The organism is Labrys sp. HAY1-8F, from assembly GCF_056754975.1.
The window spans coordinates 618383-644006 of the sequence record NZ_JBPGWZ010000002.1 but is presented as its reverse complement, the minus strand read 5'-3'; the positions used below and the strand labels follow the sequence as shown (position 1 = coordinate 644006).

General features: G+C 62.3%; 23 protein-coding genes and 1 tRNA gene. 9 read left to right on the top strand and 15 right to left on the bottom strand.

Features of this window, described 5'->3' with window-relative positions; translation table 11 throughout:
• Positions 1-116: 116 nt before the first annotated feature.
• From ACR9ZN_RS12015 to ACR9ZN_RS11995, 5 genes are all read right to left on the bottom strand, one after another.
• Complete coding sequence (locus ACR9ZN_RS12015) at positions 117-1046, bottom strand: ABC transporter permease (RefSeq protein WP_454814124.1); 930 nt, start codon at positions 1044-1046, stop codon at positions 117-119.
• Positions 1043-2596: a sugar ABC transporter ATP-binding protein gene (locus ACR9ZN_RS12010; RefSeq protein WP_454814123.1), complete on the bottom strand. Its 1554-nt coding sequence runs from the start codon at positions 2594-2596 to the stop codon at positions 1043-1045. Before ACR9ZN_RS12010 ends, ACR9ZN_RS12015 begins: the two co-directional genes overlap by 4 nt.
• The gene (locus tag ACR9ZN_RS12005) at positions 2593-3510 is read right to left on the bottom strand and encodes a sugar ABC transporter substrate-binding protein (RefSeq protein ID WP_481272322.1); all 918 of its coding nucleotides are present in this window, start codon (positions 3508-3510) and stop codon (positions 2593-2595) included. Before ACR9ZN_RS12005 ends, ACR9ZN_RS12010 begins: the two co-directional genes overlap by 4 nt.
• Positions 3511-3571: 61 nt before the next feature.
• Positions 3572-5023, bottom strand: a complete 1452-nt coding sequence (locus ACR9ZN_RS12000; protein ID WP_454814121.1) for a xylulokinase — start codon at positions 5021-5023, stop codon at positions 3572-3574.
• Between the two features lie 164 nt (positions 5024-5187).
• Positions 5188-6306, bottom strand: a complete 1119-nt coding sequence (locus ACR9ZN_RS11995) for a lactonase family protein (RefSeq protein ID WP_481272321.1) — start codon at positions 6304-6306, stop codon at positions 5188-5190.
• Between the two features lie 399 nt (positions 6307-6705).
• Here ACR9ZN_RS11995 and ACR9ZN_RS11990 point away from each other — a divergent pair, with 399 nt between their 5' ends.
• From ACR9ZN_RS11990 to ACR9ZN_RS11965, 6 genes are all read left to right on the top strand, one after another.
• A complete protein-coding gene (locus ACR9ZN_RS11990; protein ID WP_434956677.1) occupies positions 6706-7443 on the top strand; it encodes an SDR family oxidoreductase in 738 nt (245 codons plus the stop codon).
• A 169-nt stretch (positions 7444-7612) separates the two neighbouring features.
• Positions 7613-9208 (top strand): CYTH and CHAD domain-containing protein, encoded by a 1596-nt coding sequence (locus ACR9ZN_RS11985; RefSeq protein WP_481272320.1) that lies wholly within the window; start codon positions 7613-7615, stop codon positions 9206-9208.
• A gap of 123 nt (positions 9209-9331) precedes the next feature.
• A complete protein-coding gene (locus ACR9ZN_RS11980) occupies positions 9332-10192 on the top strand; it encodes a D-amino-acid transaminase (protein ID WP_481272319.1) in 861 nt (286 codons plus the stop codon).
• 229 nt (positions 10193-10421) lie between these two features.
• Positions 10422-10679: an RNA chaperone Hfq gene (hfq, locus tag ACR9ZN_RS11975; RefSeq protein WP_068290859.1), complete on the top strand. Its 258-nt coding sequence runs from the start codon at positions 10422-10424 to the stop codon at positions 10677-10679.
• A gap of 50 nt (positions 10680-10729) precedes the next feature.
• On the top strand, positions 10730-12091 hold the full coding sequence (gene hflX, locus ACR9ZN_RS11970) for a GTPase HflX (RefSeq protein WP_454814117.1): 1362 nt from the start codon (positions 10730-10732) through the stop codon (positions 12089-12091).
• Positions 12084-12806 carry a class I SAM-dependent methyltransferase gene (locus ACR9ZN_RS11965; RefSeq protein ID WP_481272318.1) on the top strand — a complete coding sequence of 241 codons (723 nt, stop codon included), beginning with the start codon at positions 12084-12086 and terminating at the stop codon, positions 12804-12806. Before hflX ends, ACR9ZN_RS11965 begins: the two co-directional genes overlap by 8 nt.
• A 243-nt stretch (positions 12807-13049) precedes the next feature.
• Here the strand turns inward: ACR9ZN_RS11965 and ACR9ZN_RS11960 are convergent, their stop codons facing one another.
• The 9 genes from ACR9ZN_RS11960 to mazG form a co-directional block, all read right to left on the bottom strand.
• Positions 13050-13334 carry a hypothetical protein gene (locus ACR9ZN_RS11960; RefSeq protein ID WP_481272317.1) on the bottom strand — a complete coding sequence of 95 codons (285 nt, stop codon included), beginning with the start codon at positions 13332-13334 and terminating at the stop codon, positions 13050-13052.
• 197 nt (positions 13335-13531) lie between these two features.
• Positions 13532-13780 carry a YMGG-like glycine zipper-containing protein gene (locus ACR9ZN_RS11955; RefSeq protein WP_105862915.1) on the bottom strand — a complete coding sequence of 83 codons (249 nt, stop codon included), beginning with the start codon at positions 13778-13780 and terminating at the stop codon, positions 13532-13534.
• Positions 13781-14117: 337 nt separating this feature from the next.
• Positions 14118-16037 (bottom strand): SGNH/GDSL hydrolase family protein, encoded by a 1920-nt coding sequence (locus tag ACR9ZN_RS11950; protein ID WP_481272316.1) that lies wholly within the window; start codon positions 16035-16037, stop codon positions 14118-14120.
• A 175-nt stretch (positions 16038-16212) separates the two neighbouring features.
• On the bottom strand, positions 16213-16710 hold the full coding sequence (locus ACR9ZN_RS11945; protein ID WP_481272315.1) for an AAA family ATPase: 498 nt from the start codon (positions 16708-16710) through the stop codon (positions 16213-16215).
• Between the two features lie 157 nt (positions 16711-16867).
• Complete coding sequence (locus ACR9ZN_RS11940; RefSeq protein ID WP_434956669.1) at positions 16868-17587, bottom strand: MIP/aquaporin family protein; 720 nt, start codon at positions 17585-17587, stop codon at positions 16868-16870.
• 60 nt (positions 17588-17647) lie between these two features.
• Positions 17648-19144, bottom strand: a complete 1497-nt coding sequence (glpK, locus tag ACR9ZN_RS11935) for a glycerol kinase GlpK (protein ID WP_434956668.1) — start codon at positions 19142-19144, stop codon at positions 17648-17650.
• Between the two features lie 50 nt (positions 19145-19194).
• Positions 19195-20724 carry a glycerol-3-phosphate dehydrogenase gene (gene glpD / locus ACR9ZN_RS11930; RefSeq protein ID WP_481272314.1) on the bottom strand — a complete coding sequence of 510 codons (1530 nt, stop codon included), beginning with the start codon at positions 20722-20724 and terminating at the stop codon, positions 19195-19197.
• 511 nt (positions 20725-21235) lie between these two features.
• Positions 21236-22039, bottom strand: coding sequence for a DeoR/GlpR family DNA-binding transcription regulator (locus tag ACR9ZN_RS11925; protein ID WP_481272313.1), 804 nt, complete (start codon positions 22037-22039; stop codon positions 21236-21238).
• 143 nt (positions 22040-22182) lie between these two features.
• Complete coding sequence (gene mazG / locus ACR9ZN_RS11920) at positions 22183-23025, bottom strand: nucleoside triphosphate pyrophosphohydrolase (RefSeq protein WP_481272312.1); 843 nt, start codon at positions 23023-23025, stop codon at positions 22183-22185.
• A gap of 356 nt (positions 23026-23381) precedes the next feature.
• On the opposite strand from mazG, the gene ACR9ZN_RS11915 reads away from it, so the two are divergent.
• Together ACR9ZN_RS11915 and ACR9ZN_RS11910 are read left to right on the top strand one after the other, a co-directional pair.
• A tRNA-Ser gene (locus ACR9ZN_RS11915) sits at positions 23382-23472 on the top strand.
• 122 nt (positions 23473-23594) lie between these two features.
• The gene (locus ACR9ZN_RS11910; RefSeq protein WP_481272311.1) at positions 23595-23876 is read left to right on the top strand and encodes a hypothetical protein; all 282 of its coding nucleotides are present in this window, start codon (positions 23595-23597) and stop codon (positions 23874-23876) included.
• Positions 23877-24043: 167 nt separating this feature from the next.
• Here the strand turns inward: ACR9ZN_RS11910 and ACR9ZN_RS11905 are convergent, their stop codons facing one another.
• A complete protein-coding gene (locus tag ACR9ZN_RS11905) occupies positions 24044-24616 on the bottom strand; it encodes an outer membrane protein (protein WP_481274349.1) in 573 nt (190 codons plus the stop codon).
• 632 nt (positions 24617-25248) lie between these two features.
• Here ACR9ZN_RS11905 and ACR9ZN_RS11900 point away from each other — a divergent pair.
• Positions 25249-25617 (top strand): helix-turn-helix domain-containing protein, encoded by a 369-nt coding sequence (locus ACR9ZN_RS11900; RefSeq protein ID WP_481272310.1) that lies wholly within the window; start codon positions 25249-25251, stop codon positions 25615-25617.
• Positions 25618-25624 lie beyond the last annotated feature (7 nt).

Genomic DNA, 25624 nt, shown 5'->3' with positions numbered 1-25624 from the left:
TTCCCCTTACCTTCTCCCCGTAAGAACGGGGAGAAGGGGATCTCTATGGCGCGACTTATGAGGGAGCGACCTCATCTCGCTCAACCGTGGGGCGAGATGACAGGCTGGACGTCGCATTAATCTCGCAGCCGCCCGACATTGCGCACCAGCACTGCCGCCAGGATGATCAGACCGGTGAGGATGTCCTGCATGTAGTTGGGCACGCCGACGATAGTGAGGCCGTTTGCCACCACGGCGATGATCACCGCGCCCAGTAAGGTGCCGAGGGCGTTGGCGTCGCCGCCGCGAAAAGCCGTCATGCCGAGAAAGACGGCGGCATAGGCCTGCAACAGGAAGCCGTTGCCGCCGGTCGGATGAGCGCTGCCCAGCCTCGCCACCAGCAGGAGGCCGACAAGTCCAGCGAACAGGGTGCAGATCGCAAAGCCGAGCACCGTGCTGCGCACGATCGGAACACCGGTGAGGCGGGCTGCCTCGCGATTGCCGCCAATGGCCGCCATGCGCCGGCCGGGCTCGGTGTAATCCAGCAGGACGACGCAGATCGCCGTCATCGCGACGGCCCACAGCGTCAGCACCGGCACGCCGGCCAGCGTGCCGCGCCCGAGATCGCGGAATGCGGGCGGAATATTGCCGAACAGCGTCGCGCCGTCGCTGATCCAGAAGGTGAAGCCACCGACCACCGTGCCGATAGCCAGGGTGGCGATGAAGCTCGGCACACTCAGGCGCGATACAAGATAGCCGCTGATGCAGCCGACGATCGCGCAGGACACCAGCGTGGTGAGAATGGTGGCCGGAATGCCCCAGCCTTGCGCGAACAGGCTGACGGCCAGGATTCCAGCCCAGGACACCACTGCACCGACCGAGAGGTCGAATTCCGACAGCACCATCACGCAGGTCGCGCCAAGGGCTACGATGGCGAGCAGCGAGGATTGCTGGGTGATGTTGATCAGATTGGAAGGCTGGGCGAAGGAACCCGGTGAAAGAGCCGAGAAAACCCCGACTATGACGAAAAGGCCCAGAAGCGTGCCGTAGCGGGCGGTGAAGTTCAAGCTGTCCTCCGGGAGTGATCGGCCCGATGCGGTTTTGCCGTGCGAAAGGTTGCCGCGAGCACCTGCAGGCGGGATAGGCCGTCGGTGGGAGCGTCCAGCGCGATCTCGCCATTGGCCATCACCACAATGCGCCCGGCCAGGGCAAAGAGCTCCTCGATGTCGCTGGTGGCAAAGAGGATCAGCGTGCCGTCGCCCGCGAGTTGGCGGCAAAGCGCGTGGATTTCGGCCTTGGAGCGGACGTCGACACCCCGCGTCGGCTCGTCCAGCAAGAAGAGGCGCAACCCAGGCCTGAACCAGCGTCCGATCAGCACCTTTTGCTGATTGCCGCCGGACAGGGTGGCTATGCGGTCGGCGAGGCGGCCATAGCGGACGGCGAGCCGTTGCAGCATCGTGCCGGCATTGCGCCGCAGGGAGGGCCAGGACAGGAAGGGCAGGCCCGCCAGGAGCCGCCCGTCGGAAAGGCGGGGTAGGGTGGCGTTATCGAGGATGGAATGGCCGACCACCAGGCCGCTGCCACGGCGGTCTTCCGGTGCAAACGCGACCCCCGCCCGGATGCGGGAGGGGATGCCGGAGGCCGGCAGGGACCGTCCTGCCAATGACAACCCGCCGCGTGCCTGCGGCATCGCCCCCCAGAGCGCTCTCAGAAGGCTTGAGCGGCCGCTGCCGACGATGCCGTAGAGGCCGATGATTTCGCCGCCATGAGCGCTCAGTTGCAGGGAGCCATGGCGCGGCGAGGGCGAAAAACCGTTGAGTTCGAGCAGCCGCTCGCTCCGCCTGGGCGGAAGCGGAACAGCATCACGCAGCTGGCCGTCCCCCGCCATCATCGTCACGGCGGCATCAGGGGTGGTTTCGGCGATCAGGCCCTGGCCGACCGTGACGCCATTGCGCAGCACCGTGTAGTCCTGCGCGAGTTCGAACACTTCCTCCATGCGATGCGAGACGAAAATCACGGCACATCCCGCCAGTGCGAGATTGGTGACCACCTTGCGCAGGATGCAGGCCTCGCTTTCGCTCAGGGAGGCCGTCGGCTCGTCCAGCACCAGGATGCGCGCTTCGTCCATCAGCGCCCGCAGGATCTCGACCAACTGGCATTGGCCCACCGAGAGATGGCGAACCGGCACGTCCAGCGGCAGGGCGATGCCGAGCCTGTCGCTGACAGCCGTCAGGCGTCGTTGCATGGCTTGGCGATCGATCAGGCCGAAACGGCGCGGATAGCGCCGACCGACGAAGGCGTTCTCGGCCGCCGTAAAACCCGGGACCAGGGTGAGCTCCTGGTGCACGAAACGCAGGCCCGCGGCCTCGGCTGCCCTCGGATCGCGGGGAGCGTAGAGAGCACCGTCGAGCTGCATGGCGCCGCCATCGGGCTGATACACGCCCGACAAGCATTTGAGCAGGCTCGACTTGCCGGCGCCATTCTCGCCCAGCAAGGCGTGGACCCGGCCCGGCGCGACCGTGAGGTTGACGCCATCAAGGGCGTGCACGCCGCCGAAATGCTTCTTCAGGCCGGTGATCTCAAGCCGCGGAACGGGGCGACCGGAAGGCTGGCTCATTGAGGACAAGTCACGCCCAGGCTCGCGCGGTCGACCACCTTGGCCTCGACCTGGATCTCCTGTTTGCTGACGGGCTTGCCCTCCAGCACATTAGCGATTTCCGTCACGGCGCTATGCGCGATCCCCGGAAAGTCCTGGCGCACGGTGGCGATCAGGTCGGTGCACTGCTTGATCAGGTCGACGGCTTGCGGATTGCCGTCGATGCCAGCGATCACCATCTTGGAATCGGGCGCGTCGCTCTGCTGGGCGAGGAGGGCGCCGATCGCCGGCTCGTCCCAGGCGGCCCAGACGCCGTCGATCTTGGTGCCATGCTGGCGGATGAAGGTCTCCATGGCGAGACGGGAATCGTCGATCGGGCCGGGGACCTTCACATAATGCTCGGCGATCACCTTGATGCCGGGATTGGCGGCGAGCGCCTTGTCGAGGGCGAGTTCGCGCTGATGCACGCCGGGATGGGCCGAATAAAAGAATTTGACGATGTTGCCCTTGCCGCCCAGTTGCTTGAACAGCTTGTCCGACAGGATGGTGCCGAGGGCGAAATTGTCGGTGGCGATGCTGGCGGTCACGCCAGGCGCGAGGGCGCCATCGAGAGCAAAGACAGGGATCTTCTTGGCGGCCGCGGCGGCGACCTGGTCGGCGATCTGCTTGGGATCGACACTGACCAGGACGATGGCCGTGACGCCGGCATTGGTGACGTCTTCGACGCGGCTCGCCAATTGCTGAAGGTCGCCGCGCGTATCGACGACATTGACGTTCCAGCCCTTGCCGGCAGCATCCTTCTTGAAGGTCTCGACGATCTCGTTGGTGGCGACCGAACTGATATAGGGCGTCAGCACGGCGATATCCTCGGCCTGGGCCGCACTTGAGATGAGGCCAGCCAGAGCCATGGCCAAGATTGAAACACCGGTCTTCACGTGGATCCCCCCGATACCGCTCAACCCGGATCCGAACTACCGGGGCGGGTTCTTTGCGTTGCTATGGCATAGTCCGCGGCAGTTCGCGCGCGAAATCCGACGCAGCGCGATAGCTGTGATAGCGCCGATCCGCCACCTCCGCCCGGGCTGGATTCGGCTCGACCGTGACGCTGCCCGCCAATTGCTGCACTGGCTCGAAACCGAGCCTGGGCGCAAGCATGCGATAAATGCCGAGCGCCGGCATCTCCTGGCTTGCGGCCGGAGCGATCACGGGCTGGTTCAGCGCTTCGGCCAGGAAGCGTTGCTGTAACGGGCTACGGGCGCCGCCGCCGATCACAGTCAGCGGCTGGCGTGGCAGGCCGGCGGCTTCCAGATTGTGGCGAATGGCAAAGGCGATACCCTCGAGCACGGCGCGGCACAGCGCGCCCGGCCCGTGACCGCGATCGAGGCCGAGGAAAGCGCCGCGAACCGCGCGATCCTCGAAGGGAGAACGTTCGCCGAAGAGATAGGGCAGGAACAGGGGATGAGGGCCATCGCCATCAGCAGTGGCGTGATCCAGCAGCATTTCTACCGGCAGGGACGTGATCTCGCTCAACCAGTCGAGCGCCGCTCCGGCGCAAAGGAACGGCGTAATGACGATCGCGCGGCTGCCCTTGACGGGATCGGCCAGGGTATAGCTGTCACGAGGGGGGCGGGCATCGGCAAGGTCCATGGTGCCGGCGACCCAGCCGGTGGTGCCGACATAGGCATAGGCAGTGTTGGGCGCATCGGCGAAGGCGCCCCAGGTTGCGGCCGCGCCATCGCCTGCTCCGTTGTGGACGGGGATGCCGCGTGGCAGTCCGAGAGCGGCGGCGGCTTCATCGGCAAGCGGGCCGGCGACGGCATCCGCGGCCAGGATTTGCGGCATTTGCCCAGGCCCGACGCCGGCAACCGCCAGCAAGGCTTCGTCCCAGGCGCCACTCACGATGTTGTAGAGCCCGGTCGTGGTCGCGGTGGTGGGATCGATCACGCTGCGCCCGGTGAGCCGCTTGATCACGGCATCTTTGGCCCCGAAGAGAAAACCGGCGACGGTGTCGAGCGGCAAGCCGGGAAGGAAGCGATCGAGCCGCATCAGCTTGAGGATGGGATGGGCGGGATCGAGATGATTGCCGGTGCGCTGGCCGTAATCGCCGGGAAGTCGACCACGCAGCTCCGCCACTTCGTCTTGCTCGAGGCGGCGGTCGGAATAGAGTATCGCCGGGCCGACGGGTTCGCCCTCGGCGGAGAGGGCGATGAGGTTCTGCATCGAACCCGCCAGGCCGAGCGCGCAGACATCGGCGCGGAACGGCAATTCGCTCACCGCAGCCTGCGTTGCCGTCCACCATTGCCGTGCATCCTGCTCGACGGAACCATCGGTGCGGGTCTGCGTGGTCAGGGGGCGCGTTGCCGAGGCCACGGCCGCGCCGGCGCGATCATACAACACCGCCTTGAGTGCGGTGGAGCCCACATCGAGAATGAGAAGCTTGTCACCCAAATCTTGCTTCCAGGGAGCTCCGAAGGCGGCGGCCGGCAGCGGCGCCCTTCGCAATGCCAGTTCTTGAAGCAAAGTGCGATTTGGACAAATCGCACTTTGCTTCAACCTCTTGTTTCAACGCATTTTCTTAAGCGAAAAGGCCGCCGGCCTTTTTGGAAGAAGCCTTACGCTTCGTCGATCTGAAGGAAGGCCACGCAGGTCGGCGTACCGATCTGGATTTCCGTACCGGTCGGGGTCAGCTCGCCGCTCTCCTTGTTGATGGCAAAGACGGCGAGCTTGTCGCTGTTCTGGCTGGCGGCGACCAGGAAATTGCCCGAGGGATCGATGGCGAAATGGCGGGGAAACTGCCCGCCGCAGGGTACGCTGTGCTCCAGCACCATGCCGCCTTCACTGTCGAGGGCGATGACGCCAATGCTGTCATGGCCGCGATTGGCGACGTAGAGATAGGCACCGTCGGCCGAAATCGCGATCTCCGAGCAGAAGCTGCCCGACCCGGCCGATTCGGGCAGTGCCGAAATCGTGCTGACCGATGTGAGCTTGGCCTGGTCCGCCTCGAAAACGAAGGAGGTCACGGTGGAATCGAGTTCGTTGGCGACATAGAGCAGATTGCCGCGTGGGTGGAAGACGAAATGGCGAGGGCCTGCGCCGGCAGGAACAGAAGCGGCTCCGGCACGGGCGATCGCCCCGGTCTGGGCATCGAAGCGGTAAACGACCAGAAGGTCGAGCCCGAGGTCGGCAACCACGATGTGGCGGTTATCCGGCGTGACGCGTACGCAGTGGGGATGCGGGCGTTCCTGACGCTCCGGATCCGGTCCCGTGCCCGCATGGGTGGCATCGCCGACCGCGGCCTTCAGGCCGCCATCCTCGCGGATCGGCAATACTGCGATCGCCTTGTTGGGCAACTCGCCTTCCGGGGTCAGGCTGTAATTGGCGACGAGCAGGAAGTTGGCGTTGCGGTCATGGCTGTTGAAGGCCGCGATGCTGCCCAGGGTCGGCTGTTTGTTGATGTAGCTCAGCGTGCCGTCGGCAGGATCGACCGCATAGGCCGAGACCGTACCCTCGTTCCAGCCGAACACTTCGCTGTTGACGTGCAGGACTTTGCGTTTGGCGTCGACGCCGATCCAGGTGGGATTGTCGATACCTTCGATCAAACCGACCGGTGCGATGGCACCGGTTGCCTGGTCGAAGGAGAAGGTGGAAATGCCCTTGGCGTTGTTGGTTGGATAATACGGCGTTGGCCGCGTGGGGCCGCCGACATAAAGATAGGTGCGCTGTCCGGACATAATACCGCCTTGTCAGACTCAGAAACTCGATGCGGCGCCGACCATATGGGACAGGGATGGCCCGGGCAACCGGGCCAGGGGTAAGTTCGTGCCTTTCCGGGGTGGGAACCTGGTTGGCGGGCTGCCGCTCGCACTCTGCAACGATTGCTATTTGAATATATCATACAAATGCAGCTATCAATCGGGGGAGCGGGCGGGCACGCCTGAAATTGTCGTGCCCGCCGCACTACGCAGAATTTCCTGGTGAGGCTCGTGGATGGGCTTCGCCAGGAAACTCTGCAAATGTTTGATAACTTGCTGCTTCTTCCTGGTCGAGCCAAGGGCACGATCAAGAAGAAGCCGCTTGACAAGCCTTGAGCAAAGAGCCGGCTGAGCCGGAGATCGACGACGGAGAGTGAAATGTCCCAATCCTTGCAGGGCAAGACAGCCCTTGTCACCGCGGCAGCCCAAGGGATCGGCCGCGCTTCCGCGATCGCGTTGGCCCGCGCCGGCGCGCGCGTGGTCGCTACCGACATTGCCGAGGACAAGCTGGCAGATCTTGCCGGGGTTGAAGGCATCGTCGTCGAACGGCTGGACGTGCTGTCGCCGGAGACGATCGCCGCCTTCGCCGAACGTCATGGTCCCCAGGCCGACATTCTCTTCAACTGCGCCGGCGTCGTCCATGCCGGCACGATTCTCGACTGTACGGAGAAGGACTGGAATTTCGCCTTCGATCTCAACGTCACCGCGATGTTCCGCATGATCCGGGCTTTCCTGCCGCATATGCTGGAGCGCGGCGACGGCAGCATCATCAATATGTCTTCGGTGGCGTCGTCGGTGAAGGGAATCCCCAACCGTTTTGCCTATCAGGCATCGAAGTCGGCCGTGGTCGGCATCACCAAATCGGTTGCGGCCGATTATGTGAGCAAGGGCATACGCTGCAACGCCATCGCGCCCGGCACTGTCGAAAGTCCCTCCCTGCGCGAAAGACTGGAGGCGACCGGCGATTATGAGGCGGCACGCGCCGCTTTCGTCGCGCGCCAGCCGATCGGGCGAATTGGCCAGCCCGAGGAAATTGCCGACCTCGTCGTCTATCTCGCCGGCGCTACCTATACCACGGGACAGATCCATATCATCGACGGCGGCTGGACCGGCTGAAGGCGGTCGATCGAGATTTTCCGCAGCCATAGCTCTGTGTTGAAGGTAAAATTTAGCCCCGGCGCTCGGTAGTATGTGACATTCTGATCTGCCATAGGTCCGTTCCGTCATGAAATTGTCATCGAGCGGCCTGGTCGGCCCAAGAGGTGGCGTCGCTCGGAGTAAAGACGTGGAAACAGGCAGTAGACCCGCACCGGCAATGCCAGCACCGACATTGCCGGTCCCGGCTGCCAATCGGGAAATCGAGCTCAAGCTGCTGGCCCCCGCCGGCAGCTTCGATTCTCTGGCTGCAGTTCCGGTCATTGCCCAGCATGCGCGCAATCGCGGCGTCTTTCGCAATTTCGAGAACGCCTATTACGACACGCCCGATCGCCAGCTCTATCGCAACAAGATCGCCCTCAGGGTGCGCAAGAGCGGCAAGACCTTCATTCAGACCCTGAAACGCCCGACCAGCGGCACCAATCCCCTGGCTCGCCATGAATGGGAAGTGCCCGTGCCGAGCCTGGAGCCGGATCTGGCGCTGCTGCCGCCCGAGGCGCTGGAAATCGGTATGGACGGCGTCGGCAACGGCGTGCTCGAGGCGGTCTTCGTCACCAAGTTTCGCAGGCGCATCCAGGCACTCGACCTGCCGGCCGCCAATCTGGAGCTCGCCTTCGACCAGGGGGAGATACGGGTCGGAGAGCGCCGCGAGGCCATCTGCGAGCTCGAGCTCGAGCTCAAGGGCGGCGACGCCGGCGCCCTTTACGATGTTGCCCTGGCCCTGCTCGATGCCGCCCCTCTTCGCGTCGGCACGCTGGCGAAAGCCGATCGCGGCTACAGACTCGCCTATGATCCGCCCGCCGAGGGCGTGCGGGCCAGCAAGGGCAGCATCGGTGCCGGCGACAATGTCGACGAGATCGTCGCCAAGCTGCTCGGCGACTGCCACCGCCATATGGCGGCCAATCAGGCCGTGGTGGAGGAGGGCAGGACGCCCGAGGGCGTGCACCAGATGCGAGTGGCGCTGCGACGCATGCGCACCGCGATTTCGATCCTCCAGCGCCAGATCGGCTCACCGACCCTCGCGCTGCTGGCGGTCGAGGCCAAATGGCTGGCATCCACGCTGGGCCCCGTGCGCAATTGGGATGTGCTGGTGGTGGATACGATTCCCGGCATCGAAGCCCATTGCCCTGACGAGAAGGCCTTTGCCGCGATGCGGGCTCATGTCGAGCCGCGGCGGCTGCATGGCTATCAGCATTTGCGCGAGCTGTTCGCCGGCGCCCGCTATAATCGTTTCCTGCTGACGCTCGGCCGCACCGTCGAAAGGCGTGCCTGGCGCAACGATATCGCCAGCGGCTCGCTCGGCATCCTGGCGGAGACGGCCGACCTATTCGCCCGCCAGGCGCTCGAACGGCTGCATCGCCGTGCCCTGAAAGGGGGAAAGCATTTCAGGCGGCTGGAGCCGGTGGCCCAGCACGAACTGCGGCTCGTGCTGAAGAAGCTGCGTTACGGTGCCGAATTCTTCCGTAACGTCTATGATACCAAGGAAGAGGCGCAGCGTTATCTCGCCCGGCTCGCGGACCTCCAGGAAGGGCTTGGCCTCGCCAATGACGCGGCGACGACGGGTGGTCTGCTGACGGTGCTCACTGACGAATCGCCGGATGCGGCCCTGCATCGTGGTGCTGGCTTGATCAGTGGCTGGCAGGCCCGCGACAAGGAAGTCGCCGCCGGCTCGTTGCACAAGCTGTGGAAGCGTTTTGCCCAGGGCTCTCCTTTCTGGCTGCCATGACGGCCGATCGCAGGTTGTCACTGACCTGAATCTGCGGCACACCGTGAGGGTTGCCAAATCTTGGCCGAGTCTGGGCGGTGAGCTTTGCTGTCTGGTGCCGGCCGAAGCTTGCCCGAGGCCGTGATGAGCCGTATTGCCTATGTGAACGGGGTCTATGTGCCGCTGCGTGATGCCTGCGTGCATGTCGAGGACCGCGGTTTCCAGTTTGCCGACGGGGTTTATGAGGTCTGCGAGGTTTTCGGCGGTCGGCTCATCGACGAAACCCGCCATCTGGCTCGACTCAAGCGCTCGCTTTCGGAACTGGGTATCGCCATGCCGGCCAGCGAGGGGGCTCTCAGGGTGATCGCGCGTGAGACCGTCCGGCGCAACCGCGTCCGCGACGGCCTGGTTTATCTTCAGGTGACGCGCGGAGCGGCCCGGCGCGATTTCGTGTTTCCGGCGGCAGATACGCCGCCTACCTTGGTGGTGACCGCCCGCTCCGTCGATCGCAGCAAGGCGGAGGCCGGCGCTGCGAGCGGTATTTCGGTGATTAGCCTGCCGGATAATCGCTGGGAGCGGGTCGATATCAAATCCACGGGGCTTTTGCCCAATGCACTGGCGCGGCAACGGGCCAAGGAGCGCGGCGCCAAGGAGGCCTGGTTCATCGACAAGGACGGCTATGTCACCGAAGGGGCGGCCAGCAATGCCTGGATCATCACCCGGGAAAATACCCTGCTGACGCGCCCGGCCGAGAGCGGCATTCTGCGCGGTGTCACCCGCACCACGCTGCTGGACCTTGCCCGGCGCGACAATCTGCTGGTCAGCGAACGGCCTTTCACACTGGCGGAGGCCAAGGCGGCCAAAGAGGCCTTCGTGACGGCGGCGACGGCGCTGATCATGCCGGTGGTGCGCATCGACGATACGACCATCGGCGATGGCAAGCCGGGGGCCCTCACGGTGCGGTTACGGGCACGCTTTCACGAGGTGGCCGAGCGTTCACTTTAGTGGCGGGCATACCATTGCTGCTTGACAGATGACGGCTTGACCTCCATCTGCGATCATTCCGACAGATTGGGCGGAATGACGCGTTGGGATTGCAAACTTTTGCTTGCGCGACGCAGCATCCCCGTCGACTATGTAGGATGATTGCATGAAAGGCAGGCGCGTCAGCGTTGGCTGATTTTGCTTGTGAACGTCCGCGGACCAACCGCGGTCAAGGAGTTTCGGGGGTATTATGGCGGCGGAGCGCACCCAAAATCTACAGGACACGTTTCTCAACAATGTCCGCAAGAACAAGATCCCGCTCACGATCTTCCTGGTGAATGGTGTGAAGTTGCAAGGCGTTGTGACCTGGTTTGACAATTTTTGCGTGCTTTTGCGCCGCGATGGTCATTCCCAGTTGGTCTACAAGCACGCGATTTCGACGATCATGCCGGGCCACCCCGTCCAGCTCTTCGAAGGCGGTGAGATCGAAGGCGCGGACAAGCTTTGATTCTTGCCGTACCGGCGGTGGTGGGGGCAACCCCGCCCGAAAGTTGACGTTTGACAGCAAATACTCTCAAGGATCCGGCGCACCGCATCGATGCGCATGAGCTGGAAGTTGCTTCCGGCACAAGAACCTACGTCGTCGCTCCGGTGCTTTCGCGCCGGAGCGAAAGCGATTTGGTTCGATCACCCGAAGCCAAGCTCGAGGAGGCCGTCGGCCTCGCCGGCGCCATCGATCTCAACGTGGTCGGCGCCGTCGTGGTCACGCTCGGGGAAATCCGCCCCTCGACCTATATCGGCAAAGGCAAGGTCGAGGAGATCAAGGCGGTCGTCGAGGCCGAGGAGATCACCCTCGTGCTGATGGATTGCGCCCTGTCGCCCGTGCAGCAGCGCAATCTCGAGAAAGCCTGGGGCGCCAAGGTGATCGATCGCACCGGCTTGATTCTGGAAATCTTCGGCCGGCGTGCGCGCACCAAGGAAGGCACGCTGCAGGTTGAGCTCGCCCATCTCAACTATCAGAAGGGACGCCTCGTCCGGTCCTGGACTCATCTCGAACGCCAGCGCGGCGGCGGCGGCTTCCTCGGCGGTCCCGGCGAAACCCAGATCGAGTCGGACCGGCGCCTTCTGCAGGATCGCATCGTCAAGCTGGAGCGTGAACTGGAGCAGGTGAAACGCACCCGTTCCTTGCATCGCGCCAGCCGGCGCAAGGTGCCTTATCCGATCGTGGCGCTGGTTGGCTATACCAATGCCGGCAAGTCGACACTATTCAATCGCCTGACCCGAGCCGAGGTACTGGCGGAAGACATGCTGTTCGCCACGCTGGATCCGACGCTGCGCGCGCTCAAGCTGCCGCACGGCACCAAGGCAATCCTGTCGGATACGGTGGGGTTCATTTCCGAATTGCCGACCATGCTGGTCGCGGCCTTCCGTGCCACGCTGGAAGAGGTGCTGGAAGCGAATGTCATCCTGCATGTGCGCGATATCTCTCATGGTGATACCGAAGCCCAGGCTGGCGATGTGCGCTCCATCCTGGCCAGCCTCGGTATCGAGGAGGGCGCCGGGCAGTCGGTGATCGAGGTCTGGAACAAAGTCGATCTCATCGAAGAGCCGGCGCGCGAAGCGTTGTTGACGGCTTCACGGCGTGATGGCGAAAATCGGCCGATCGTCGTCTCGGCCGTGACCGGAGAAGGACTGCCGGTGCTGCTTGATCGGGTCGAGGCGGTGGTTGCTGCCGGGCGCCTGACGCTTGCCATCGATATCCCGCCAGCGGACGGGGCAGGCCTTGCCTGGCTCCATGCCAATACCGACGTGTTGGCTCGCGAGACTGATCAAGATGGCGTCACCCATGTCTCCGTCCGCGTGGCTCCGGAAAGAGCAGAGCAGGTCAGGCGGCGGTTCGGGATCGTGGCTGTTGAATGAGCTGAGCGCGCATTACACGGACCCGCGTCTTGCGGCTCTCTACGACGTACAGAACCCCTGGGGGCCGGATAGCGAGTTCTACCTCGCCTTGGCGGGAGAGCCGGCCCAGGCCATCCTCGACATCGGATGCGGGACGGGGATGATGGCAGCAGCCTTTGCCAGGCAGGGGCATGACGTCACGGCCGTCGATCCTGCTGCAGCCATGCTGGACATCGCCCGCTCGCGTCCGCATGGGCATCTGGTGCGCTGGGTTCAGGGATTGGTCAGCGACGTCCAGGGGCACTTCGATCTCTCGGTGATGACTGGGCATGCTTTCCAGGTTCTGCTCGACGACGAGACGTCGCTAGCCTTCTTACTGGCCGTGAAGCAAAGACTAGTGCCAGGAGGGCGTTTCGCTTTCGAGACGCGCAATCCGGACGCGCAGGCCTGGAAACAATGGGCCGGCCAATCGATGTCGGGCCCCTCGACAGGTGCCGGCACGGCTCATGTCGATGTCGAGAAGAGGGGCGAACTTGTATCGTTCCGCTCCATCTATCGTTTTGAAGATGGAACGGAAGTCTGCAGCCACAACACATTGCGCTTCGCGTCACAGGCCGCGATATCGGCGCTCGCCGCGAAAGCCGGGTTTTCGCGGCAGACATGGTACGGGGATTGGGATTATCAGCCAGTCAGGCCGGATAGCCGAGAGCTGATCCTGGTTGCCGGTTTCGACTAGGCTGAACCTGCCTTCAACACGGGCCGGGCCGAAGTGTCTGCGGGCCGGTGATGGTGCAATGGCAGTCCGAGCCATCCCAATGCACACTGTGCGACACCCATGACGGTCGCCGGCCGCAGGCATCGACCGGGGGCGAGCAGGTCGGGCAAACGAAGGCCCCCGCATTGTTCATGGTGATTTCGCCCGCTCCGTCCGCGGGCGTGATCGCTACGCCAAAATCCCCGGTGCGATAGAGAAAAACCCTCATCCGCCCGCGGCCATGCAATCCCTGCTATAGATCGCTCTGGGCGTTTCCAGATCGGCATCGACGGAAAGAAGCTTGCCGCCGGCGCCGGCCGCCTTCTGCAGGCCGGCGAAGTCGTGAATGTCTCGCAGCACGGCGGCCCAGGCGCTCGTGATGGCCACGCTCGCATCGGGCTGCCCGGAATCGCGAGGTGGCCACGGCGTCTGTTCCGACGAGAATGCCGGCGGCGCCGTGCAGATCGTCAGAATGACGGTCCCCGCCAGGCCCATGACCGGTCTCGACATCGAGGGCACTCCGCACATGCCGTAAAACGACAGCCGGACTATGGCGCTCGGCGGGCGCGAACGTCAATTGGAGGGGCGGAACTGGTACCAGTCCGCGTTGCCTCTGGCTGTCCGGCTGGCGCCACGGACTCTGCTTCCCAGAGCAAAGCGCGCCGTCAAATCGCAAAACGCTCCAGGGCGAGCTTTGAGCGCTGGCTTCAGAACCAACTGGTCCTCGCCGGCTCGGGCGTCGTGACGAGACCGACGACGGCGCCTGTGGTTGCCCCGATGGCGCCGCCGACCAACGCACCGGTGGTCGGCTGACGAGCGACCAGGCTGCCGACGATGGCCCCGCTGGTGCCACCGATCAGGGCCCCATTGAAGGCCCGCCCAGCCGGGCTGGAACTGCAGGAAGCCGTGCTGACGGCAAGACCGGTGATCAGGATCAAACCCGGAAGTCTCTTCATCCTTGAGCATCCTTACGCTACGCTACGATGAATAGCTCATTTACTGAATATTAACTGTTGGTCTCGAATCGGACAGAAGCAAGGCTCCGTTAGACAAGATTCAGCCCAATATATTAATGGCAACGGGTTCCGGCGTTGATTTGAGACGCTTTACCAGCTGAAATGGCGTTAATCAGGAACAAAGAGGGTAGTTTTTCTGGTTCTTGGCGGAAGGAATCGGGCAGTTTGCATTCGTGCAACATGGTTAATATTGGAGCCTTTGCCAGGTTGCAGTCCTGTCGAGATGAGGCTGCATGGCGGGGATTGGCGGGGGCCGGGCGCGCGACAAAAGTGGTCGCTAGGGTGCCGGAGCGCTGGGGTCGGGCAAGGCCAGCTTCTGGCGTAGCGCTTTCAATACCCCGTCCCCCATGGCCGCCTGGCCGAGGGCATTGGGATGGAATGAGCCGCTGAGAGTGGCGGCCAGGACCGGCTGAGCTCGACCGTTCATATGAGGATCGCCGCCACTGCCGGCCAGCGTGCGCATGGTGTTGGCGGTGAGGAAGGCATCGTTTGGCGTGACAAACCAGCGTTGGCGCGGCCGGTAGGCTTGCCAGGCCGGCGGCGAAAACGGGATCCAGCGTTGCCCCGTGGGATTGCTGACCGGAAAACGTAGCCCGTCCGGGGCATTGCTGCCGTCCGCCATGCCCGGCTGACACAAAGCGTGGCCCTTGAACTCCGCGGCGAAGCCGGTCACCACCTGCCAGCCTATGTCGCTACCGAGATCGCGGATCTTGGCATTGAGACCATCGACGAAGGTGACGGACTCCTGTCCAGTGGTCGGTTTGCTGATCCGGAAGATCTCGTGAAGGTCCATTCCAGCCGTTCCGGCTTCGCCGTTCGGGGCATGTGGGCAGGTGCCGGTGCCCGTGTGCAGCATCTGAGGATAGCCGGTTTGAATGACCTGGGACGCATTCAGGCCCAGGAGCCGTTCAATGGCTTGGCCCAGGATGCGATACCGCTCGGCCAGCGAACTCTCCATGGCGGTGGCGTCCTGGAAGGTGATTGGATCGACCCCCTTGATCCATAGTTTTTCGGCCGCCCGGCGGAGCGAGAGGAAGTTACTGCTCGCAACCAGGGCTTCACCGGCAATGACCCGTGAAAAGCCGATATCGTTTCCGCCGATGCTGAGCAGCAGGATGTCGGGTTTGCGCTTGAAGGCGGCGCAGCGTTTGAGATCGCTCTCCCAGGAAAAGCGCGGTGGCGGCGAGAAGCGGTTGAAGCCCTTCAGGGGCCTGGGACAGAGGTCACGCAAGGCGCGCATCAACTGTGGTGAGGCATCGTACTGACCCACTTTACCCCGCCGATCCTTGGGAACGTCGTCGCGGGCTGTCCAATAGCCGAGAAGCCCCTCGAAGACCTCCGCCCCGGTGCAGCCATAGCCCAGATAGGTCACACTGACATGCGGCGCTTCGAGCGCGATCGCCAGGGCGGCCTTGAGTTGGTGCGAATAGAGCGAGCGATGGCACTGCTGATTGATCCATAGGGCGCCGATCCCGAAGCTCTTGTCGAAATTGTGTTTGTCGCGGAGGGGATAAAGCCGCAGGCGGCCGCGCCATCCCGATTCACCCGGCAGGTGGGAAGATTCCTGGAAATTGTTGACGTCGGTACCGAGCACCGCAGCCTTGTCCGGATTGCCTTCGCCAGAGGCGAAGGAATCGCCCATGCCGAGGACGGTGATCGGCCGGATGATCTGCTCGGCCGCTTCGCCCAGCACCACGCCATCGGCCTTGACGCTCAGGGTAAAGACAGCATCGATGGGAATGCCGGCAAGGCGGATCTGCGCGGCGCCGCAGGCTGTCGCCGCCGCCACGGCGCCATTGACCAGCCATTGGCACTCACGGCCCGCAGGGGCCTCCCTGACGCTGGCGAGGATGTCGGCCTTGCGGGCGCCGACATAATCCTCGCCATTGGTCAGCTTGCAGGCCCAGTGCCCGCGATTGGTTTCGCTGAAACAGGTGCTGCGGGCAAGGGCGGAGGCCCAGCCGAAACGCCAGATCGTTGCGGGATCGCCAAAGGCTTTGCCGAGTTGCCTGGCATCGGCGCGTTTTTCGAGTTCGACCTCCAACGCCATCACGGGTTGGTTCTGCCGATCGGCCAGGGGGAGGCCTGCATAGATGCCGGCAAGAGCGCGGAAATGGTCTTCGTTGCGGAACAGCGGGAAGCGGTTGGCCACTTCCCAGGTGATGACGGGCGCGGCCTCGGCTGGGGCTGTGCTCAAGGCAAACCCCAGGGCGGCGGCGCAAAGGCCGGCTCCGTGCCCGATATGCCGCAGGCGCGATCGCCCAAGCCCGACAGTACCTTCATATGGCATGGCAGCCCCCTCGCATGCGATCGGTTCGCCAGATTAGGGGGAGGGGCGTGATGGCGCCGTTATGGCAGGAGGCGCGCCGGGGTCAGTCGGCCCGCATGAACCGAAATATCGCGTCGACGGTCGCTTGGACCGGCTGGCGGGTGTCGATCTCGAAATCGGCGGACTGGCGTAACAGCGGCTCGACCGCCGCGACCAGTTCGGCGACCTTGCGACGTTCTGCTTCGGCATGGCCGTAACCGCCACCGGTGCGGGCCGCGAGCCGCGCCAGGATGGTTGCGAGGGGAACCGAAAGCAGGATGGTGGCGTCGATCTTGGGAAGGAGCGCAACCATGTTCTCGGCGCAGCCGCTGACGAACACGGGCCCGGACGTCGACCGTGATAGCAGGGCCGCGACCTTGTCGAGTTGCCAGACCCAGTCCTCTCCCTGGCCGGGTATCAGATCGTCTCCCGGGGCGGCAGGGACCCAATGAGACCATTCCGGCGTGTCGAGGTCATGGGCCTCGTTGCCTCGGGCCAGCAATTCGCGGATTACCGAAGTCTTGCCGGTTCCGGACATGCCCGTGATCAGGATGCGTCTCATCGCCGCCTTGCTCCGAAAGGGACCTGAAAGGCCACCCCCCATGACTGCTCGCGAAGCTGTCACGCCCGTAACGCCGCTGCAACGGCGGCAATAAAAATGGCCGGACGAACCGGCCATTTTCAGGGGTAAGACGCTTGGCCTCTTGCAGGCGCGCCCGTTACATCATGCCGGTCGCCTTGGCGAGCATGAGGGCGACGATGCCGCCGATCACCGGGCCGACGACAGGCACCCAGGAATAGCCCCAGTCCGAACCGCCCTTGCCGGGGATCGGCAACACGGCGTGGGCGATGCGCGGTCCGAGGTCGCGGGCCGGATTGATGGCATAGCCGGTGGGACCGCCAAGCGAGACGCCGATGCCCCAAACCACCATGCCGACGATGAAGGGGGCGAGATAACCCGGCGTCGCCACGGCCTTGGAGCCGATGGCCGCGACCACGAACAGCAGGGCGAAGCCGCCGATGATTTCCGTCACCAGATTGGCGCCATAGTTACGGATGGCGGGACCGGTGCAGAAAACGGCGAGCTTGAGACCCTGGTCTTCGGTTTCGCCCCAATGCAGCAGATGGGCGAGCCAGACCAGGATCGCACCGATGAAGGCGCCGATGAACTGGGCCGCGATGAACGGGACGACATTGCTCCAATCGCCGGTCGCAGTGGCGAAAGCGAGGGTCACCGCCGGATTGAGGTGGCCCGGGGCACCGGCCGCAACGGCGACGAGCACGCCGCAGAGCACGGCGAAGGCCCAGCCGGCGGTGATGACGATCCAGCCGGAGTTCTGGCCCTTGTTCTTGGCCAGCAGCACATTGGCGACCACGCCGTCACCGAACAGGACGAGCGTAGCGGTGCCCATGAGCTCGCCGATAAACCCAACTGCCATGGTATGTTTCCTCTTGTTATGGGGCGGCACCCCCCGGTGCGGCCCTTTTGCCGGTGTTGATCAGTCGACCCAGTCGAGCGAGCGGCTGACGGCCTTGTTCCAGGCGCTGAAGAGCTTGCTGCGCTGCTCTTCCTTCATCATCGGATGCCAGCGCTTGTCGACGCCCCAGTTTTCCGAGATGTCCTTGGTGGAGTTCCAATAGCCCGTCGCCAGGCCGGCCGCGTAGGCCGAACCCAATGCAGTCGTCTCGATGACCTTGGGACGCACCACCGGAACATTGAGGATGTCGGACTGGAACTGCATCAGGAGTTCATTGACGACCATGCCGCCATCGGTCCGCAGTTCCTTGATCTGGACACCCGAATCCTTGGTCATGGCGTCGAGCACTTCGCGGGTCTGATAGGCGGTCGCCTCCAGGGCGGCACGCGCGATATGGCCCTTATTGGCAAAGCGCGTCAGGCCGGCGATCACGCCGCGGGCGCTTTCCTTCCAATGCGGCGCGTAAAGGCCGGAGAAGGCCGGCACGAAATAGACGTCGCCATTGTCCTTCACGGTATTGGCGAGAGACTCGATCTCTGGTGCGGTCTTCACCAGGTTGAGGTTGTCGCGCAGCCACTGCACCAGAGCGCCGGCGATGGCGATCGAGCCTTCCAGGGCATAGACGGGCTTGTTGTCGCCGAGCTTGTAGCCAAGCGTGGTCAGCAGGCCGGCCGTCGAGTGGAAGGGCTTGTCGCCGGTGTTCATCAGCATGAAGCAGCCGGTGCCATAGGTGTTCTTCGCCTCGCCCGGCTGCAGGCAGGCCTGGCCGAACAGGGCGGCTTGCTGGTCACCGAGAATGCCCGCTACGGGGATGTCGGCCAGCACGCCGGTGCATTTGCCGTAGACTTCGCTGGAGGAGCGGATCTGCGGCAGGCAGGCCCGCGGGATGTCGAACAGGTTGAGAATATCGGCATCCCAGTCCAGCGTCTCCAGGTTCATCATCTGGGTACGCGAGGCATTGGTGACGTCGGTCAAGTGCAGGCCACCCTTGGTGCCGCCGGTGAGGTTCCACACCAGCCAGGTGTCGAGGTTGCCGAAGAGGAGGTCGCCCGCTTCTGCGGCCTTCTGGGCGCCGGGCACGTTGTCGAGCAGCCAGCGCAGCTTCAGGCCTGAGAAATAGGTTGCCAGCGGCAGGCCGGTCTTGGCGCGCAGGCGATCCTGGCCGCCATCCTTGGCGAATTTGCCCACGAGCTTATCGGTGCGGGTGTCCATCCAGACAAGGGCGTTGTGCACCGCCGCGCCGGTCTTGCGATTCCACAGGACCGCCGTCTCGCGCTGGTTGGTGATACCTACCGATGTGAGGTTGGCCGTGGTCAGTCCCTTCTTTTTCAGGGCTCCGGCAATCACGCTCTGGGTGTTGCGCCAGATCTCTGCCGGATCATGCTCGACCCAGCCGGGCTTGGGATAGATCTGCTCATGTTCCTTCTGGTCGACGGAGATGATCTCGCCGCGACGGTCGAAGATGATGAAGCGAGTACTGGTCGTGCCTTGATCGATGGACCCGACATATTTGGTCATGCTTTCCTCCTCGATATGTTCTTGCAGTCCGGTTTGGTCTCAGAACGAGTTCAGTGGGGAACGGGCGCCTTCTGCCTGGCGGCGAGATAGGCGGAGATGTCACCGGCCACCTCGGGCGGCAGATGCAGGCCGAGCTTGGAACGGCGCCAGAGAATGTCCTCGGCAGTCACGGCCCATTCCTGGTCGGCGAGATAGTCGATCTCGGCGGCGGTAAGGCCCTTGCCGAAATCGCGGCCGAGATCGGCCATGCTGTTGGCGCCTTCCAGGAATTTGAGGGCGCGCGTGCCGTATGCCTTGGCAAGACGCCGGGCGAGGGCAGGGGACAGGAAGGGCTTGCGCGCCATCAGCGAGCGGATGAAGGCGTCGAGATCGGCGTTGGGCATGTCGCCGCCTGGCAGGGGCGCGTCCGCGGTCCAGGGCTTGCCCCTGGCGCCAAGCGTTTTCTCGATATGTTCGAGGATCGATTCCGACAGGCGGCGATAGGTGGTGATCTTGCCGCCGAAGATATTGATCAGTGGCGCGCCGTCGATCAACTCCTCCTTGATCACATAGTCGCGGGTGGCTGCCTGGGCGGCCGTGGCGTGATCGTCATAGAGGGGGCGCACGCCCGAATAGGTCCAGACGATATCGGCGGGCGTGATTTCCTTGGCGAAATACTCGCTCGCCGCCTTGCACAGATAGTCCGTCTCGCTGGGCGTGATCGCGACCTTGGCCGGGTCGTCCTTGTAATCCTGGTCGGTGGTGCCGATCAGGGTGAACTCGTCCTCATAGGGAATGGCGAAGATGATACGGCCATCGGGGTTCTGGAAGATGTAGCAGCGGTCGTGGTCGAAGAGCTTGGGTACGATGATATGGCTGCCCTGGACCAGGCGCACCTGGTTCGGCTCCTTGTGCGCGACCACGTCCGCCAGCACCTTGTCGACCCAGGGACCAGCCGCATTGACGACAAGGCGGGCGGTGACCTCGTTCTCCGCACCATTGGTCTGATCCAGCAGCCGGAGGCGCCATAGGCCGCTGTCGCGACGCGCAGCGACGACCTTGCAGCGAGTACGGACGACGGCGCCGCGGTCGGCGGCATCGCGGGCATTGAGGGCCACGAAACGGGCGTCATTCACCCAGCAGTCGGAATATTCGAAGGCCTTGGAGAAGATCGGCTTCAACGACTTGCCGGCCTCGTCGCGCCGAAGGTCCAGCGTCCGGGTGGGTGGCAGCTTCTTACGGCCGCCGATATAGTCGTAGAGGAAAAGGCCGATCCGCAGCATCCAGGCCGGGCGCAGGCCTTTGAAATAGGGCAGCACGAAACGCAGCGGGTGGACGAGGTGTGGGGCGTTGTGCCAGACGATCTCGCGTTCGGTGAGAGCCTCCCGCACCAGGCGGAACTCGTAATATTCGAGATAGCGCAAGCCGCCATGAATCAGCTTGGTAGCCTTGGAGGACGTGCCGCTGGCCAGATCGTTCATCTCGGCCAGATAGACTGAATAACCCCGCCCGACGGCGTCGCGGGCAATGCCGCAGCCATTGACGCCCCCACCGATGACGAAGACGTCGAAGATGTCGTTGGAGGATGCCTGCTCGCTCATCGGGCGACACCGCGGATCGTGACGGCAGTCAGGATGTCGATCGGGCGTGGCGAGATGGCTTGAACCATTGCGTTCCGTCTCCCTGCATTTCGCCCCTCATCGGCGAGGGCGTCACATTCGGGAGGCATGTTGGCGCGGTTTGGTATTTTCGCAATAGAAAATTTTACCTTTCGTTTCCCGGAAAACGAAAATTACAAACTGTTCCAAAAGTGAAACCTCTTTGAGGCGTCAATAATAAGATACCGACAGCATATGAGAGATTTCTTGGTTTGGGCTGCGGATTTGGCCCGCACACGTCGCATCGTGGATAGTTTAGGTAAAATAATAGGGCCTCGAATGTTCCTTCGAATTTTAAATTACAATCAATGGGTGTTGAAATTTGAATCGTCGCGCGACTGCTATTTTCGCAATGTTCCAATTCGAAAGGAGCCGCGGGCTGTTTTTTTCATGACAAACTGTGTCACAAATCAAGCCGGCCCTCTTCGAGGACGGCCCAACGCAGCGATGCCGGTCAGGCGCCGGCGATATGAAGCTCCGTGCCGCTGGTCGCCAGCAATTCGGTGAGCGCCCGAGGCGGCGCCTTGTCGACGAAGACGGCGCTGACTTCGGTGATCGACGCCATGCGCAGGAGTGGTCTGCGCTGGAACTTGGTGTGGTCGGTGACGAGATAGGTCTTGCGCGCATTGTGCAGGATGGTCTGGGCGGCGCGGATCTCGTCATAGTCGAAATCGAGCAGCGTGCCGTCGGTATCGATGCCACTGATGCCAATGATGCCGATATCGACGCGAAATTGACTGATCATGTCCACGCAGGCCGGGCCGAGCACGCCGCCGTCGCGGTTGCGCACCGAGCCGCCAGTGATGGTGATCTCGAAATCGGTGTGCCGCGAGAGAATCGTCGCCACGTTGAGATTGTTGGTGATCACCCGCAGATCCTGGTGATGGATCAGCGCGGCGGCCACCGCCTCGGTGGTGGTGCCGATATTCATGAAGATGGAGACATGATCGGGTACGTGGCGCGCCACCAGCTTGGCGATCTGCTCCTTCTCCGCCTGGTTCAAGATCTGGCGGGCACTGTAGTCGATATTGGCGACGCTGGAGGGTAGGCCGCCGCCGCCGCGATAGCGCGCCAGCCGCCCCTCGTCACTCAAATCGTTGAGATCGCGCCGGATCGTCTGAACGGTGACATTGAACCGGCCCGCCAGCATTTCGACGCCGACGAAGCCGTGCTGACGCACCAGATTGACGATGGCTTCGCGTCGTTCCTCAACGCTGAGAGCGGCGGATACATCGGTGGGCGGCGGGCTGGACGACATGGCGGATCACGCGAAGACGAGGAATGCAGGTGAGCCTGGTTTGTCGCATGGAATGCCGTTTGCGGCCAGTCAGGCCATGCGGGCGCCGGCTATGCAGGCCTGCCTCGGTGGGGCGGCGCGCTTCTCGGCAGAAGGAGCGGGGCTTATAGGCCCGCTCGTTTGGCCTCGTTCCACAACCCGTCCATTTCTTCCAGGCTCGACTGGGCCGGAGCCGTGCCCTTCTCGCTCAGGCGAGCCTCGATGAAATGAAAGCGCTTCTCGAATTTGGCATTGGCGCCGCGCAGCGCACCTTCTGCGTCGACATGGGCATGGCGGGCAATATTGGCGACAGCAAAAAGCAGATCGCCGATTTCAGCCGCCAACGCGTCTTTGTCGGCTCCCTCGTCGAGGGCGGCCTCGATCTCGTCAGCCTCTTCGCGCACTTTGGCGAGCACCATGCGAATGTCGTTCCAGTCGAATCCGACCTTGCCCGCCTTCTCCTGCAGCTTGACCGCCCGCGTCAGGGCCGGCATGGCGGCGGGAACGCCTTCGAGGGCACTCGTCGGGCCAACCGGCGGATGGCGGTGCGCGCGTTCGGCCTTTTCCTGCGCCTTGATCTCCGCCCATAGTTTCTTCACCTCCGCCGGCGGCAGGTTCCGGGCCTCGCCGAAAACATGCGGATGGCGACGGATCAGCTTGGTGGTGATCGCCTCGACGACATTGCCGAAATCGAAAAGACCTTCCTCGCGTGCCATCTGGGCGTGAAACACCACCTGCAGCAGGAGATCGCCAAGCTCGTCAGTGAGATCAGCCATGTCGCCGCGCTGGATCGCATCAGCGACCTCATAGGCTTCTTCGATCGTATAGGGGGTGATGCTGTCAAAATCCTGTTCAAGATCCCAGGGGCAGCCGGTGCCGGGAGTGCGCAAGGCGGCCATGATATCGAGCAGGCGCTCGATGTCCCGACTGGGAGCAACGGCAGTGCTCGATTTGGCGGTACTGTTCATCCAGGTCCTCCCACGGCTTCCGAAAGTGCCTTGCGATTGGACGGAATCACCTGGAACCGCAAAGGCGCATCGAAACAAAGAGCGTTTTGCTAGAGCGCACTGTCCTCTAAAGCAAACGGGGTTCGAACGGAATGCTCGTCGTGCCGGTGCCTCGTTTCGCCGCGCTTGTGTCTTTCTCGACATCTCTGCCGGGCTTTGCGCGGGCTTTTGCGTGTCAGATCGGTGATTTTCACGCTCCGATCGGCTGCGACTGAGACCGAAGAGATCGCGCAGATGACAGTACCCGTCACAAAGCTTGGGGCTCGTTGCGATTTTACCTTGATTGCCGGAACGGGATTGTCTATCCGGAGGGCATTGGAGACGTGGCCGAGAGGCTGAAGGCACTCGTTTGCTAAATGAGCATACCCCACAAGGGTATCCAGGGTTCGAATCCCTGCGTCTCCGCCACCCCCCTTCCCATGACATCCATATTGCCACGCAAGGGATGCAATCGAAGAGGCCATAGCGTCGCGCATCGCTGACGGCCAAGATATCCCGCCGGCCGATCGTGTGGAGTCCAGGAGCGTCACATGGTTCGACCCTACCTGGGGACACAGCTGAAAGTGCAGCTTTACACGGCTCTTCGTGCGGCCGGCATCACCCGCGCGAAACTGGCGCGCCGGCTTGGCTGGCAGCGGGAGTCCGTGGACCGCCTATTCCGGCTTGATCATGCGTCAAAGCTTGATCAGATCGATGCGGCGTTTGCTGCGCTGGGGCTGAACATAGAAATTCAGGTGCGGAGTGGCCCGGCCGCCCGATCGGGTGGAGCGGCGGCCCTGCCGGTGACTGCGCCGACAGGAGCACTTAGCTAAGGCGATCAGAATTTGTAGTTGACGCCGAGGCGTACGACGTTTGTTGTGACGTCGTGCTTATGCGAATAGCAAAGATCGGTAGCGAAGTTGTTGCACGAAGATGATTTTGTGCTTCCAAAGTCGGCATAGAGGTATTCAAGCTTCACTGACCAGTGATCGTTAATTGCTTACTCGACACCGGCCCCAATGGTCCAACCGGATTTGAATTCCGATTTTGACACACCCTGGAAACTACCCGGATAAGCTGACGAGTCACGAAAATCCAACTGTGTTCCCGCCCAACCGCCGGTGGCATAGATGAGTGTCTGATCAAATGCATAACCAAGGCGAACGCGGGCGGTATATAATCCCGTCGCTTTTCCAGTCTGGGTAACCGAATTGCTAGGGAAATCGGGGAGAAGGCTGCGGGTTTTGGAGAATGATTTCTGGTAGAAGTCGGCATCAGCTTCTGCACCGACTACGAAATGCCCTTGCTGCCAATTGTAGCCGATCTGAGCGCCGCCAAGGAAACCGTCAAGGTCGTAAGAGTGGTTGGTGAGCGACTGCCGTAGCGCAATAGCGTCAGGGTCATCGCCTCCGCTGGTGTGCCGCCACCCTTCTTCAGACTTGGTCATGGCATACCCGGCGTTCACGCCAGCATAAAAGCCTGTCCAACTGAAGGGCGTCGCTACCGGTGCAGTTGGCTCAATGGCTGCTGGCGCGAGATCCGCAGCCATAGCCGGAACCGAGAGGCACACCAGAGCAGAAGCGGCGAAGAGAAGCTTGCGCAGGGCTACAATCCAAGAGAGTACTCCCCATCAATATCTTTAATAGGAGATAAAATTTGTTGCCAATTGGCGACATTTCGAAAAAATTATGTATATTAATATTTGAAAATTACTATATCGTAGAGAAAAATACAATAATTATATAGATAAATTATATAAAATCAAAAATATTCTAAAAAAATAATATACTTATAGTATGATTCGCTGTATTTTAAGGTATAGAAGAAATAACAAAGGCGAAAAACCCTGATGGGCCAGTGTGTTTTTGTCCTTCTATTAAGAAACTGCAAGCGAAGTTGATCACAAGATGGTATCCTGCCTTCGTGCGTCTGGGGAATTTCCCCGAATGCCAACTCAGCACTAGGTAGAGCGCAACGGCACGACATACCTTCAAGATACGTCAAACATCGGCCGGGCGCGGGCTGGCCGCTCGGAGTCCCCGGTTACAGCGGCCGGGACGGTTGCTCCCTTTAGGTGACGCTCGCGATGCGCACAAAGTGTCATCGCCTCAATGTATCCACGTGATGTCGTGTCGCGTTTGTGCATTTTCGGGAACATTCATCTTATCGAACAGTTATCGGATCCTCTTTGACGAGGATTTCTGAATGAAAAAATCAAAAGGCAAGGGAACTGATGGCGGCCCACCGAAGAGCGCCCTTACGGTAACATCAGACCTTTACTATAGAATGAGAGCAGATACGCAAAGATCGCTGAAGCGGCAACAGTTGTCGGACAGCAAGTCCCCGTCAGCCAGAGCCCGCTCACAAGACGCGGCCGAAAGATCTCTTTTGTCCATGAGAGAGGATATGGGGCTCTCGCGTGAGAAGCTAGCCAGTTTGGCGGGTGTCTCTGTCGCCGATATTTCCCGAATTGAAGACGGTGACACAGGTCTGCCGCTTTCAGTATACCTTAAGTTGGCCGAAATACTTAATGTAAGCGTCGATCGATTCAAATACGATCGACATAAATATTAAAATATAC